At 68.3% G+C, this 13522-nt stretch carries 13 protein-coding genes; 6 read left to right on the forward strand and 7 right to left on the reverse strand.

Annotated features, from left to right (window positions below):
- From DQP56_RS12075 to kstD, 3 genes are all read right to left on the reverse strand, one after another.
- The coding region (locus tag DQP56_RS12075; RefSeq protein ID WP_286167746.1) for a PPE family protein at positions 1-908 on the reverse strand (908 nt) is incomplete at its 3' end.
- 208 nt (positions 909-1116) lie between these two features.
- Complete coding sequence (gene chsH3, locus DQP56_RS12080) at positions 1117-1977, reverse strand: enoyl-CoA hydratase ChsH3 (protein WP_013830609.1); 861 nt, start codon at positions 1975-1977, stop codon at positions 1117-1119.
- A gap of 2 nt (positions 1978-1979) precedes the next feature.
- On the reverse strand, positions 1980-3671 hold the full coding sequence (gene kstD / locus DQP56_RS12085) for a 3-oxosteroid 1-dehydrogenase (protein ID WP_193374399.1): 1692 nt from the start codon (positions 3669-3671) through the stop codon (positions 1980-1982).
- Between the two features lie 239 nt (positions 3672-3910).
- Between kstD and DQP56_RS12090 the strand changes: the two genes are divergently transcribed.
- The 6 genes from DQP56_RS12090 to DQP56_RS12115 all read left to right on the forward strand — a co-directional run bounded on the left by DQP56_RS12090 (position 3911) and on the right by DQP56_RS12115 (position 10418).
- Positions 3911-5170, forward strand: coding sequence for a cytochrome P450 (locus DQP56_RS12090; RefSeq protein WP_013830607.1), 1260 nt, complete (start codon positions 3911-3913; stop codon positions 5168-5170).
- Positions 5171-5286: 116 nt separating this feature from the next.
- Positions 5287-6072: a 2-keto-4-pentenoate hydratase gene (locus DQP56_RS12095; RefSeq protein ID WP_085261527.1), complete on the forward strand. Its 786-nt coding sequence runs from the start codon at positions 5287-5289 to the stop codon at positions 6070-6072.
- A gap of 10 nt (positions 6073-6082) precedes the next feature.
- A complete protein-coding gene (locus DQP56_RS12100) occupies positions 6083-7012 on the forward strand; it encodes an acetaldehyde dehydrogenase (acetylating) (protein ID WP_112685708.1) in 930 nt (309 codons plus the stop codon).
- 2 nt (positions 7013-7014) lie between these two features.
- A complete protein-coding gene (gene dmpG / locus DQP56_RS12105; protein WP_112685710.1) occupies positions 7015-8043 on the forward strand; it encodes a 4-hydroxy-2-oxovalerate aldolase in 1029 nt (342 codons plus the stop codon).
- 7 nt (positions 8044-8050) lie between these two features.
- Complete coding sequence (locus tag DQP56_RS12110; RefSeq protein ID WP_112685712.1) at positions 8051-10132, forward strand: RecQ family ATP-dependent DNA helicase; 2082 nt, start codon at positions 8051-8053, stop codon at positions 10130-10132.
- A 25-nt stretch (positions 10133-10157) separates the two neighbouring features.
- Complete coding sequence (locus DQP56_RS12115; protein ID WP_234825632.1) at positions 10158-10418, forward strand: heme-binding protein; 261 nt, start codon at positions 10158-10160, stop codon at positions 10416-10418.
- Here DQP56_RS12115 and DQP56_RS12120 read toward each other — a convergent pair.
- The 4 genes from DQP56_RS12120 to DQP56_RS12135 are packed head-to-tail and all read right to left on the reverse strand — an operon-like array spanning position 10393 to position 13426.
- The gene (locus DQP56_RS12120; protein ID WP_112685716.1) at positions 10393-11109 is read right to left on the reverse strand and encodes an EthD domain-containing protein; all 717 of its coding nucleotides are present in this window, start codon (positions 11107-11109) and stop codon (positions 10393-10395) included. The genes DQP56_RS12115 and DQP56_RS12120 overlap by 26 nt on opposite strands.
- A gap of 9 nt (positions 11110-11118) precedes the next feature.
- A complete protein-coding gene (locus DQP56_RS12125) occupies positions 11119-12048 on the reverse strand; it encodes a TIGR03619 family F420-dependent LLM class oxidoreductase (protein ID WP_112685746.1) in 930 nt (309 codons plus the stop codon).
- Entirely contained in the window at positions 12048-12512 is a 465-nt protein-coding gene (locus DQP56_RS12130) for a nuclear transport factor 2 family protein (protein ID WP_112685718.1), read from the reverse strand. Before DQP56_RS12130 ends, DQP56_RS12125 begins: the two co-directional genes overlap by 1 nt.
- The gene (locus tag DQP56_RS12135; protein ID WP_112685720.1) at positions 12509-13426 is read right to left on the reverse strand and encodes an IclR family transcriptional regulator; all 918 of its coding nucleotides are present in this window, start codon (positions 13424-13426) and stop codon (positions 12509-12511) included. Before DQP56_RS12135 ends, DQP56_RS12130 begins: the two co-directional genes overlap by 4 nt.
- Positions 13427-13522: the final 96 nt, after the last annotated feature.

Genomic DNA, 13522 nt, shown 5'->3' on the forward strand with positions numbered 1-13522 from the left:
GGCAATGCCGCGGTGATCGGTTCTGCGTCGACGGCCACGATCGCAGCTGGCTGCACGCCGGCGAGGCCGGCCAAGCCTGCTGCCCAGCCCAGATTCCCGATGACCAGGACGAGTGCCGGCTGGATCAACGCCGGCGCGAACTGACTGAGCGTCGAGGCGATCTGAGAGGCGTGGAAGGTCAGATCAGCCACGATCCATGACAGGTCGGTCATGAAGGCACCCGGATTGGTGAGCAGGTCATTCAGCAGCACTTCGCCGTAGTGGCCCAGCTCAGAGAAGAAGTCCGTCCACCACTCCGGGTCTGCTGGAGTCAGGCTGCCGTCGTGAATTCCGCCGCCCCCGTGGTCGTGGTCGTGGTCATGGTCATGGTCATGGTCGGACTCGTCGTGCAGCAGGATCGGTGGCGCAGCCGCGGGCTGCGGGGCCGAGGCCAGCGCCGCGCCGGAGACCGCTTCGTAGGTGGCCATGGTGGTGGCGGCTTGGACCCACATCCGTGCGTAGTCGGCTTCGTTGAGTGCGATCGGGATGGTGTTGATCCCGAAGAAATTGGTCGCCACCAAAACCCCGTGGATCGCGTGGTTGGCCGCCAACTCCGGCAACGTCGGCATGGCGGCCAACGCACTGACATAGGCCGTCGCCACTGTTTCATGCCGCGCCGCCAACGCGGCGCTGTCAGCGCTGGCCGCCGCCAACCATGCCAGATAGGGCAGATGTGCGGCGGCGTACCGGTCAGCGGTGGGTCCCTGCCACGCCGCTGCCTGAACGGCCCCGAGCTGCGATCGCAGCGCGTCGGCGATCGCGGTGTACTCCAGGCTCAACGACGACCATGCGCCGGCGGCCGACAACAGCGGTCCGGGTCCGGGCCCGCTGCTCAGCGCCGCTGAATGCACCTCGGGTGGCGAAGCCATCCACACCGGAGCCGTCACAGGGTCGCCTTCATTTCGTCGGTCCACGACGCAACCGGAGTGGATGCGTTTCGCGATTCCGATCGACCCTAGCGAAGATGACAATCGTTTTCAATAACGATCACGAAGAGCGGCAGAGCGGTCCGTGAGGCTAGTGCGGGAGGCGTCGTTTCCGGCGGATCGCGCGGGGGAAAGACGCGGAACGGCGTTGCTAGGCCGGAACCAGTTCCACGTCGCCCAGTACGGCGGCGTTGTCGCGGCCCGGGGCGACCACGTTGCCCGCCAACCGGCCGTCTGCTTTCCAGATGTGGGCCCGCAGTGTCTCGCCCGGGAAGACCACGCCGGCGAACCGGGCGCCGAAGGAACGCACCGCGCCGGCGTCGCCGTCCAGTGCGGTGTCCACCACCGCCTTGCAGGTCATGCCGTAGGTGCACAGGCCGTGCAGAATCGGCCGGTCGAAACCCGCCGCGGCCGCGAACTCCGGGTCAGAATGCAGCGGGTTGCGATCCCCGCAGAGCCGGTAGAGCAGTGCCTGCTGCGGCGCCGTCGGGATGTCGATTTCGAAGTCCGGTGCGCGGTCGGGCTGTTCGGCAGCGGTGGACGGTCCGCGCTCGCCGCCGAAGCCGCCCTCGCCACGGGCGAAGATGGACCGCTGCTGGGTCCACAGCGGGGTGCCGTCGGTACTGGTAACGCTCGTCTCGAGCACCACGACGGCGGCCTTGCCCTTGTCCCAGATGTCGACGATCCGGCTGACCGACCGTGCGCTGCCCGACGGCGGCAGTGGCGCCGGCACGATGACTTTCTCGGACGCGTGCAGGATCTTGGCCAGGTCGATCTCGACGCCCGGCCAGCTCACCTTGGGCGGGTCGACGTCGTTGAACGACGCAGCGACGCAGCCGAACGTCGGCAGCACCTGCGGGGTGCGGTCGACGACGTAGCTCAGCTCACGCGGGTCCATCGGGTCCGAACCAGCGCCCAGCCCCAGGTTGTAGAGCTGCACATTGGTTGCGCTCCACGAGAACTCAACCCGGCCGAACTCTGCACCGAGAGCGGCATCGAGATCGATTGCCATGTCTAAGCCTTTCCTGCGATGTCGAGAGCGGCCAGGTAACCGAATGTCATCGCGGGTCCGATGGTGCCACCGGGGCCCGGGTAGGTGTGGCCCATCACCGGGGCGCTCACGTTGCCCGCCGCGTAGAGCCCCTCGATGACGCTGTTGTCGTCGCGCAACGCCCGGCCCCGCACGTCGGTGCGGATCCCCCCCTTGGTGCCCAGGTCGCCGGGCACCATCTTGGCGGCGTAGAACGGGCCTTGGGCGATCTGGCCCAGGTTCGGGTTCGGCTTGTTGGTCGGGTCGCCGTAGTAGCGGTCGTAGGCGCTCTCGCCGCGGTGGAAGTCCTCGTCGACGCCGGTGCGCGCGAACTCGTTGAACCGTTCGACGGTCGCGGTCAAGGCCGCCGCCGGCACGCCGGTCTTCGTCGCCAGCTCTTCCAGGGTGTCGGCCGAGACGATCACCCCCGACTCCAGCCACTTCTTCGGGATCCGTTGTCCGGGCTGCAATCCGGCAAAGATGTAGTTGTTGCGGTAGCGCTGGTCGAACACCAGCCAGGCCGGAATGTTCTCGCCGGGACCCGGCCCCTGGCCGTATTGGCCGCCGTACATATGGTGGCAGGCTTCGACATAGGGCATCGACTCGTTCATGAACCGCTTGCCGGCCATGTTGACGATGATCGACCCGGGGGAGTTGCGCTCCGAGAGCGCGAACCACGGTGCGTTCGGCAGCGGCACCGTGGGGCCCCACCAGGAGTCCTCCATGATGTCCAGCGCGGCACCCAGTTTCTCGCCGGCCAGGATGCCCTCGCCGGTGTTGGCCTTAGCGCCCACGGTCCACTCGGTGGTGATCGGCGCGCGCTGATACTTCACCCGCATCTGCTCGTTGTGCTCGAACCCGCCGCTGGCCAGAATGACGCCGCGTCGTGCCCGGATCAACCGCGGCTCGCTTTCTTCGGAAGCGTTGCTGTCGCGCACATAGACGCCGCGCACCACGCCGTCGGAGACGTAGAGGTCGGTCAGTGCGGTGTTGAGCTCGACCGGGACGCCGGCGTCGCGCAGGGCGATGCGCAGCGGCGCGATCAGGGCGCGACCCATGCCCACCAGGTTCTTTCCGGTAGCCTGCGCCCACATGGTGCGGGCGCCCACCTTCAGGCTGCGCAGCACCCCGCGCGGGTGGCGCTTGAGCTGGTTGAGCCGGACGTAGTCCTGCTGCATGACAACGACGTTCAGCGGCACCTTGCCGTACGGCGGTTCCAGGCCGGCCATGTCGGCGCCGAGCTTGCGGGCGTTGAACGGCTTCGGCTCGATCGATCGGCCGGTCGGCTTGCCGCCGGGCTGCTCGGGGTAGTAGTCGGCGTAGCCGGGAACCCAGCACATCTTCAGCGGCGAGTTCTTCAGCACGAACGACAGCATCTCGGGACCGCGCTGCAGGTAGGTGTCGATCTTCTCGGCCGGAACCACGTCGCCGATGATCGTGTGCAGGTAGGTGCGGGCGGACTCGGCGTCGTCTTTGACGCCTGCGCGCTTGAGCACCTCATTGTTCGGGATCCACACGCCGCCGCCGGAGCGCGCGGTCGATCCGCCGTAATGGGCGGCTTTCTCGATGACTACCGTTGACAGTCCCTGGTGGGCCGCGGTGAGAGCGGCGACCATCCCGGCGCCGCCGCTTCCGACCACGACGACGTCGTACTCCTGTTCGGCCATGTAGAACACGTTATAGAATTGCCCCGCCCGCGCGCCAGTTGGCCGGTGGTATCGCCGGTCCGTCGCCCGGACGACCGTTCTCTTCCCTGCTGGTGGCCGACGGGACCGGCCAGTTCAGGTCGGTCGACCGCCCGGTAGAACGCGTTCCAGTTTGGTCGCCTGCTCGCCTTTCGTTCGCGGCTAGACCATGTTTTACTGGCGCGAGTAAGTATCGTGTTTTTTACACGTCGTATGAAGGAGTTGTCACCGTGGCCAGCCCCACCGCCCGCTCTGCCTCCAGCATCCCCGCCGGTTTCGACCCGACCGATCCGGAGATCTGGGCGGAGCGCATACCGAATGCGGAGTTGGCCGCGCTGCGTGAAAACGAGCCGATCAAGTGGATCGAGCAGCCCGACGGCGTCGGCGGCTTCAACGACGGCGGCTACTGGGCGGTCACCCGCCACGCGGACGTCAAAGAGATCTCCCGGCTCGACGACGTGTTCTCCAGCGAGATCAACACCGCCATCCCGCGGTTCAACGACGACATTCAGCGGGAGCAGATCGACCAGCAGCGGTTGATCATGCTCAACCAGGATGCGCCGCGGCATACCCGGTTGCGCCGGATCGTCTCGCGTGGCTTCACCCCGCGCCACATTCTGCCGCTGCATGACGAGCTGCAGGAGCGTGCGCAGGCGATCGCCAAGGAGGCCCTCGCCAAGGGCTCCGGTGACTTCGTGGTCGAGGTGGCCTCCGAACTGCCGCTGCAGGCGATCGCCGGTCTGATGGGCGTGCCGCAGTCCGACCGCGGCAAGCTGTTCAACTGGACCAACCAGATGACCGGCTATGACGACCCGGAGTACACCGAGAAGTATGACCCGGCGACCTCAGCGATGGAGATCATCGCTTACGGGCTGCAGTTGGCCGAGATGAAGCGGCAGAACCCCGGCAGCGATATCGTCACCACGCTGATCGAGGCCGATATCGACGGCGAGAAGCTCAACGACGACGAGCTCGGTTTCTTCATCATCCTGCTGGCGGTGGCTGGGTCCGAGACGACCCGCAACTCGATCACCCAGGGGATGATGGCCTTCGTCGACCACCCCGACCAATGGGAGCTGTTCAAAAAGGAACGCCCGGAGACCGCCGCGGATGAGATCGTGCGCTGGGCCAGCCCGGTGTCGTCGTTCCAGCGCACCGCAACTCGTGACTACAACCTCAACGGAACGCAGATCAAGGAAGGTCAGCGTGTGGTGATGTTCTACCGCGCCGCCAACTTCGATCCCGAGGTGTTCGACAACCCGCAGCAGTTCAACATCCTGCGCGACCCCAACCCGCACGTCGGCTTCGGCGGCACCGGAGCGCACTACTGCATCGGCACCCACCTGGCGCGGATGACCATCGGCCTGATGTTCAACGCCATCGCCGACCACATCCCGGACCTCAAGCCGCTGGACGCTCCCAGCCGGCTGCAGTCCGGCTGGCTGAACGCGATCAAGCGTTGGCCGGTCGATTACACCGGTAAGGCTTAGTTCACGGGCCTTCCCGGCTACCGGAACCGCGGCCGCCACCAGCGCCAGCGCCACCTAGACTGGCTGTTGGCGTGGTTTCACCCGTTCACCACCAGCACCCGAGGGGACCATCGAAGATGCTCAGCGCCCAGATCCGCGACGAACTCGCCGCCGAGTTGGCGCAAGCGGAGCGCAGCCGGGTCCCGATCTCCCCGTTGACGGCGGCGCACCCCGACATCGATGTCGTCGACGCCTACGAGATCCAGTTGATCAACATCCGGCAGCGGATCGCCGAGGGTGCCCGGGTCGTCGGGCACAAGGTCGGCCTGTCCAGCGAGGCGATGCAGCAGATGATGGGTGTCGATGAGCCGGACTACGGGCATCTGCTCAACGAGATGCAGGTGTTCGAGGACACGCCGGTCAAGGCGTCGAACTACCTCTACCCGCGGGTCGAGGTGGAGGTGGCCTTCATCCTGGGCGCGGATCTGCCCGGCGCGGACTGCACCGAGGAGCACGTGCTGGCCGCCACCGAGGCGTTCGCCCCGGCGATCGAGCTGATCGACAGCCGGATCACCGACTGGAAGATCAAGCTCTGCGACACCATCGCCGACAATGCCTCCTCGGCCGGCTTCGTCCTCGGCAAGCAGCGAGTCAAGCCCGGTGATATCGACATCAAAGGCATTGATGCGTCGTTGACCAAGAACGGCGAGGTGGTCGCCAAGGGCCGCAGCGACGCGGTGCTGGGCAACCCGGTCACCGCGGTGGCCTGGTTGGCTCGGAAGGTGGAGAGCTTCGGGGTGCGGTTGAAGGCCGGCGACATCGTGTTGCCGGGTACGGCGACCCGGGCCATCGATGTGCACGCCGGCGATGACTGCGTCGCCGATTTCTCCGGGCTGGGTTCGGTCCGGCTGGTTTTCGAATAGAGGAGCGTTCATGGCTGCCAAAGCCTCAGTCGCGATCGTCGGGTCGGGCAACATCAGCACCGACCTGCTGTACAAACTGCTGCGCTCGGAGTGGCTCGAGCCGCGCTGGATGATCGGTATCGACCCCGAATCCGAGGGCCTGGCCCGCGCCCGCAAACTCGGTCTGGAGACCTCGGCGGAGGGGGCGGACTGGCTGCTGGCCCAAGATGAGTTGCCGGACTTCGTCTTCGAGGCCACCAGCGCCTACGTTCACAAGGCGTACGCGCCCAGGTACGAGGCGGCCGGCATCCGGGCCATCGACCTGACCCCGGCCGCGGTCGGCCCGGCGGTGATCCCGCCGGCGAACCTGCACGAACACGTCGACGCGCCCAACGTCAACATGATCACCTGCGGCGGGCAGGCCACCATTCCGATCGTCTACGCGGTGACCCGCGCGGTCAAAGAGCAGGGCGGCGCGGTGCCCTATGCCGAGATCGTCGCCAGCGTCGCGAGCGTCTCGGCGGGGCCGGGCACCCGGGCCAACATCGATGAGTTCACCAAGACCACCTCGCGCGGAGTGGAGACCATCGGCGGTGCGCAACAGGGCAAGGCGATCATCATCTTGAACCCGGCCGACCCGCCGATGATCATGCGCGACACCATCTTCTGCCAGATTCCCGAGGACGTCGACCGCGACGCGATCACCAAGTCGATCCACAGCGTGGTCGAGCAGGTGCAGACCTACGTGCCCGGCTACCGGCTGCTCAACGAGCCACAGTTCGACGAGCCGTCGCTGAACTCCGGCGGTCGCGCGGTCGTCACCACCTTCGTCGAGGTCGAGGGCGCCGGTGATTACCTGCCGCCGTATGCGGGCAACCTGGACATCATGACCGCCGCGGCGACCAAGGTCGGCGAGGAGATCGCCCGCGAGCTGGCGACCGCGAAAGCCGGAGGGGCGTAACCATGTCTGATCACATCTTCGACGTGCGGATCACCGACACCTCGCTGCGGGACGGTTCGCACCACAAGCGCCACCAGTTCACCCCCGAGGAGGTGGCGGCGATCGTTGCCGCGATCGACGCCGCCGGGGTGCCGGTTATCGAGGTGACCCACGGCGACGGCCTCGGTGGATCCAGCTTCAACTACGGGTTCTCCAAGACCCCCGATCAGGAGCTGATCAGGCTCGCGGCGCAGACCGCCAAAGACGCCAAGATCGCCTTCCTGATGCTGCCCGGCGTGGCCACCAAGGAAGACATGAAAGAGGCGCAGGGCAACGGCGGTCAGATCTGCCGGATCGCCACCCACTGCACCGAGGCCGACGTCTCCATCCAGCACTTCGGGCTGGCCCGCGAGCTGGGTCTGGAGACCGTCGGGTTCTTGATGATGGCCCACACGATCCCGCCGGAGAAGCTGGCCGCCCAGGCCCGGATCATGGCCGACGCCGGCTGTCAGTGCGTCTACGTGGTGGACTCCGCCGGTGCGCTGGTGCTCGAAGGCGTGCGCGATCGGGTGGCTGCGCTGGTCGCCGAACTCGGTGGCGACGCGCAGGTTGGTTTTCATGGCCACGAGAACCTCGGTCTGGGTGTCGCCAACTCCCTGGAGGCGGTGCGCGCCGGTGCCAAGCAGATCGACGGCTCGGTGCGCCGGTTCGGCGCCGGTGCGGGCAACGCCCCGGTCGAGGCGCTGATCGGGGTGTTCGACAAGGTCGGCATCAAGACCGGTATCGACTTCTTCGACATCGCCGACGCCGCCGAGGACGTGGTGCGCCCGGCCATGCCCGCCGAGTGCGTGCTGGACCGCAACGCGCTCATCATGGGCTACTCCGGGGTGTACTCCAGCTTCCTCAAGCACGCGGTGCGCCAGGGCGAGCGCTACGGCGTGCCCGCCCACGAATTGCTGCACCGGGCCGGCCAGCGCAAGCTGATCGGCGGTCAGGAGGACCAGCTAATCGACATCGCGCTGGAGATCCAGCGGGAGCGGGCCGCGAAGTAATCGCGACATGACAGCACGGCCGCAAGCCCAGGCGATTCTGGAGCAGCTGGCCGGACCGCAGGCGCTCCTGCGCGACGACCAGTGGGCCGCGATCGAGGCGCTGGTGGTGCAGCGCCGGCGCGCGCTGGTGGTGCAGCGCACCGGGTGGGGTAAATCGGCGGTGTACTTCATCGCCGCGAAGCTGTTGCGTGCGGCCGGGCACGGGCCGACGGTGATCGTCTCGCCGCTGCTGGCCCTGATGCGCAATCAGGTCGCCGCCGCCGAGCGGGCCGGGGTGCATGCCGCCACCATCAACTCCTCGAATGTCACCGAGTGGGCCGACGTGCAACGCCGGGTGGCAGCCGGTGAGCTGGACGTGCTGCTGGTCAGCCCGGAGCGGCTCAATAACCCGGACTTCCGCGACGAGGTGCTGCCCGCGCTGGCGGCCCGGGCCGGGCTGGTGGTGGTCGACGAGGCGCACTGCGTCTCGGACTGGGGCCACGATTTCCGGCCGGACTATCGGCGCATCCGCACCTTGATCGCCGACCTCCCGGCGGGAGTCCCGGTGCTGGCGACCACGGCGACCGCCAACGATCGGGTGGTCGACGACGTCGCGCGCCAACTCGGGGTGGGCGGTGCCGACACCTTGGTGCTGCGCGGCGGCCTGGACCGGGAGTCGCTGCGGTTGTCGGTGGTGGCCGCCGGCGGCCCGGCGCAGCGCGCCGCCTGGATCGGCGAACACCTGAACGAGCTGCCAGGCTCTGGGATCGTCTACACGCTCACCGTGGCCCAGGCGCACGACGTGGCCGCCGATCTGCGTGCCCAGGGCTTCGCGGTGGCGGCCTATACCGGTTCGACCGACTCCGCCGACCGGGAGCAACTCGAGGCCGACCTGCTGGCCAACCGGGTCAAGGCGCTGATCGCCACTTCGGCGTTGGGTATGGGTTTCGACAAGCCGGACCTCGGATTCGTGGTGCACCTTGGCGCGCCGTCGTCGCCGATCGCCTACTACCAGCAGGTGGGGCGGGCCGGGCGTGCCACCGCCAGCGCCGAGGTCATCCTGCTGCCCGGTGCTGCCGACCAGGACATCTGGCGCTACTTCGCCTCGCTGGCGTTCCCGGCGGAGTCGTTGGTGCGCAAGGTGATCGGCGAGCTGTCGCTCGATCAGCCGCTGTCGACGCCGGCGCTGGAGGCCCGGGTCGACCTGAATCGGTCGCGATTGGAGATGGTGCTCAAGGTTCTCGACGTCGACGGCGCGGTCCGCCGGGTCAAGGGCGGCTGGCTGGGCACCGGTGCGGAGTGGACCTACGACGAACCGCGCTACCGCAAGCTCGACGAGCTGCGCCGGGGCGAGCAGCAGGCGATGCTGGACTACCAGAGCACCGATGGCTGCCGGATGAGTTTTCTGCGCGCGCAGCTCAACGACCCGCAGTTGCGGGAGGGCGAGCGTTGCGGGCGGTGCGACAACTGCGCCGGGCCGCGGTTCGACGCCGAGGTGGATCCCACCGTCGCCGCAGCCACCCGGGAGCGGCTGATGCGCCCCGGCGTGGAGCTCACCCCACGCCGGCAATGGCCGTCCGGACTGGCCCAGCTCGGTGTCAAGCTGTCCGGCCGGATCGGCGACGGGCCGGCGCCGGGCCGGGTGATCGGCCGGCTCACCGACCTGGGCTGGGGTGCTCGGCTGCGGCGGCTGCTCGACGAGCCGGACCGCGAGGTTCCCGACGACGTGGTGCGGGCGGCGGTGTCGGTGCTGGCGGGCTGGGACTGGCAGACCCGACCCACCGCGGTACTCGGGCTGGATTCGGCCACGCATCCGGTGCTGATCGGCTCACTGGCCGACCGGCTGGCGCAGCTCGGCCGCCTGGCCCGGCTGGATACGCTGCGCTACGCGGCGGGCCGGCGGCCGGTGACCGCGGCGAACTCGGCCTATCGGGTCGCGGCCCTGCAGGGTGCCTGGCAGCCGCCCACCGATCTGCCGGCCGATCTCGGCCCCGTGTTGCTGGTGGATGACGTGACCGACACGGGGTGGACCCTGACGATGGCCGCCCGGGTGCTGCGCGCCGCCGGTGCGCCGCAGGTGCTGCCGTTCGCGCTGGCCAGCGTCAGCTGAACCGGGCGCGGGTACCGTCGAAAGCATGAACGTGACCCGAGCAGTTATGGCTATCGCCGTCGGTGCGGTCGTGACGATCGCACCGGTCGCCAACGCCGCACCGTGCGAGCAGACCGTCGGCGAATCCATCGACGCCTACCTGAACCGGCACCCGGATGTCCGGGCCGAGCTGGACGCGAAGGGCCGGCAGGAAGACCCTGGTGCTCCGAATCCGGCGTTGTCCTATCTGGAACGGCACCCGAACGTGCGGCAGGCGCTGATCACGTTGTCGCAGCAATGCGTGTGAACGGCGACCGCAGCAGGTAGCGGCTGGTGGGCACCGTGTCGATGTTCTGGTGCGCGCCGAAGGAACTGACACTGGCCAGCAGTCGGTTGAGCCGGTCGGCCAGATCGGCCTCATCGGCCGCGCCGTAGAACGCGTATGGATCCGACACCGCGCCGTCGGGGAACAGTTCCTCGACGATGCCGTCGATCGCCGGCGCATCCTCGGTGAGCGCGCGGACCACGACGTTCTGGGTGTAACCGAAGGTCGCCTGGGTATCGATCGCCACCTGGGTGTGGTCGACGTGCCAGCGGTGCAGCCAGCTGCCGTGATCCAGGTCGGGGGGCCGGCGCAGTAGGGCCACGTTGGCCAATCCCGGAGTGCGTGTGCCGTCGCCCGTGTCCGGTGGCGGCATTGGCGTCGATTCGGTCACCAGATACGCTGCCGCCGAATCGGATTCGGATTCGAGCAGCGCGATGGCGGCCCGAGCCTGCGGGCCGTAATACTGCTCGGTCCACAGGCTGATGACTGCGGCGACCGGCGGATCCAGTGTTGTCAGGGTCATCATGGCGTCGCGCACCGGCTCGTCGCGCACGTTGACCGCCAGCCCCGGAAGTCCCAAATCCAGCAGCTCCGCGGCTACCGGCCCGCGCAGCTTGCGGCACCATTCCTCACTGAAATCGGCTGTCCGGGCGATGATCACGACCTTTTCCATCGGTGTCTCCTAGGTTGCGGCGGCGCGGAACGCTTCGACGAGTTCGCTCAGCAGCTTGGTGGCCCGCTCGGCGTCGCGCGGCAGTGAGCAGGTGACACGTACGTCGGTGACGCCGGCGGCCACCAGCGCCGGCGCCGATGCCACGGTGGCCGCGGCATCGAGGGAACCGTCAGCGCGTTTGACGGTCTTCGCGTGGCCCAGCACCTGCAGGCTGGTGGGATCGCCGCCGAGGCCGGCGATGCGGTTCTTCATCGCGGCGATGGCACCGGCGGGGTCCCGTATCGCCGGACCCCACGGGATCCAGCCGGTCCCGAACCGGGCCAGCCGGCGTGCCACCGCGTCGTTGACGGTGCCGCTGACCCAGATCGGAACACCGCCCGGCTGCACGGGCTTGGGCATCTGATGAATGTTGTCGAATGACAACTCCGGTGAGGCGTAGCTGCTGCGCTGCTGGGTCCAGAGGGCCTGGCACACCTCGAGGGTGTGATCCAGTAGCCGCCCGCGGCGCTCGAATTTCAGCCCGGCGGCCTCGTATTCCTCGCGTTGCCAGCCGACGCCGACGCCCAGATCCAGCCGCCCGCCCGAGAGTACATCCAGGGTGGCCAACTGCTTGGCCAACACCGCCGGTCGGCGCAGCGCCGCCAGCAGGACCGCGGTGCCGAGCCGGATCCGGGTGGTTGTCGCCGCCAGCGCGGTCAGCACGATCAGCGGGTCGAGCCATTGGCCGTCGGGCCCGGTCGGTTGTCGGCCACCGGCGATCCCGCCCAGCCGGGGATCGGCGTAGGCGTCTGGGTTCTCGCCGAACACCACATGGTCGGAGACGACGACCCGATCCACCCCGGCGGCGTCCATCGCGGCGCCCAGCGCCAGCGTGGCGTCCCAGTCATGGCTGGGATCATCGGTGAAAGTCTTCAGCTGCAACGAGATCTGGGGTGACATCACGTTCGCACCTTTCGGGCCGGCCGGGACTCGATCGCGTCGATCGACAGTGCGCGCACCGCGATCCGCCAGCCCTGCTCGCCGCGGCGGTAGACGTCGCTGTAGCGCAGGTACCAGACGTGGTCGGTCAGCTTGCCGTCGCTGTCGATCCAGTGATGCGCCACCCCGGCGATCTGTCCGGTCGCCGTGTCGCCGGCGGCGATATCGGAGGCGGTGTAGATCTCGCCGAGGATGCCGTGCTGGGTCCGGGTCACGCCGCCGAGCGCGGACAGCGCTTCCCGGACGCCGGCATGGCCGGTGTGACGCACGTGCGGCTCGAGGTGCTCCGGTGGTTGCGGCACGATCAGTTCGGCGTCGGCGGTGAACAATTCGGCCACTTCGTCGAATCGGCGCGCATCGACGTAGCCGGCGTAGCGATGCACAAGCCCCGACACGGCCAGCCGGTCGGCCATCGGCAAGCTCATGGCGCCGAACCCAACAGCGACGTCGGCTTGCTCCCACCGAGTTGCCCGGTGAGCGCGTCGGCGGTCCGGAGCAGCCCGCGCGCCCATCTGGTGATCTCGGTGTCGGTCAGCGCGCGCTGGGCGTGCAGCGAAACCACCATCGCCTGACGTTGATGATGGTCGTACACCGGCGCCGAGATGACGCTGATGTCGTGGCGGCCTCGGCCGCCGGCCTCGCTGCGCAGGTACACCCGCTCGCCGATGTCGGAGACCAGTTCGCCGAGCAGGGCGCGCAGTTCGTCGGGCAGGTCGCTGGACAGCCCCGCCATCATGGCGTAGAGCCGCTGGCCACCCGGGGTCAGCCGCTCGACCAGGTAACCGTCGGAACGGCATTCGGCGATGACCCGCCGCAGCCGTTCGCTCTCGGAGCGCAGCGGAATGGTGGGCTGCCGGGCCAACCAGTCCTGCAGGGCGGCGTCGTCCCAGAGCACGAACATCAGCCCCACCGGCGGGGCGAACGGATAGCTCTGGCCGGCTTGAACTCCCAGGTGTGCGTTCGGCGCCGCGACCAACTCCAGAACCGTGATCCGGTCGTCGAGCACCGCGCTCAGCGCGGCGGACGTGGCGAACTCCACCGAAAGGCGCCGCAGTTGCTCACGGGCCGCCGGGCCGGCCCGCAGCGACTGCTGGGCGGCGCGGCCGAGCGAGATCAGCCCCGGACCGAGCCGATAGGTCTTGTCCGGGTCATCGCGCGTCAGGTAGCCGGCCTCGGTCAGTGTGGTGGCGATGCCCAGGCAGGTGGGCTTGGACAGGCCGGTCCGGCGGGCGAGGTCGGAGAGCCCGAAGCGCTGGTCGGGGTGCTGGGCCAGAAAGTCCAGCAGCGCCACCACCCGTTCGGTCGGTGGCGACGACCGCGCCGATTGTCGGGGCGCCACTTGCCCAGACGCCGGTCGTCCAGACGGTTGTACGGGCACACCCATTGCCGCATGGTAGCGCGACCATCTAAAGTCGGTTCGAGATATCTACCATCT

Origin of the sequence: Mycolicibacter senuensis (assembly GCF_003284925.1) — a bacterium.
GTDB lineage: Bacteria > Actinomycetota > Actinomycetes > Mycobacteriales > Mycobacteriaceae > Mycobacterium > Mycobacterium algericum_A.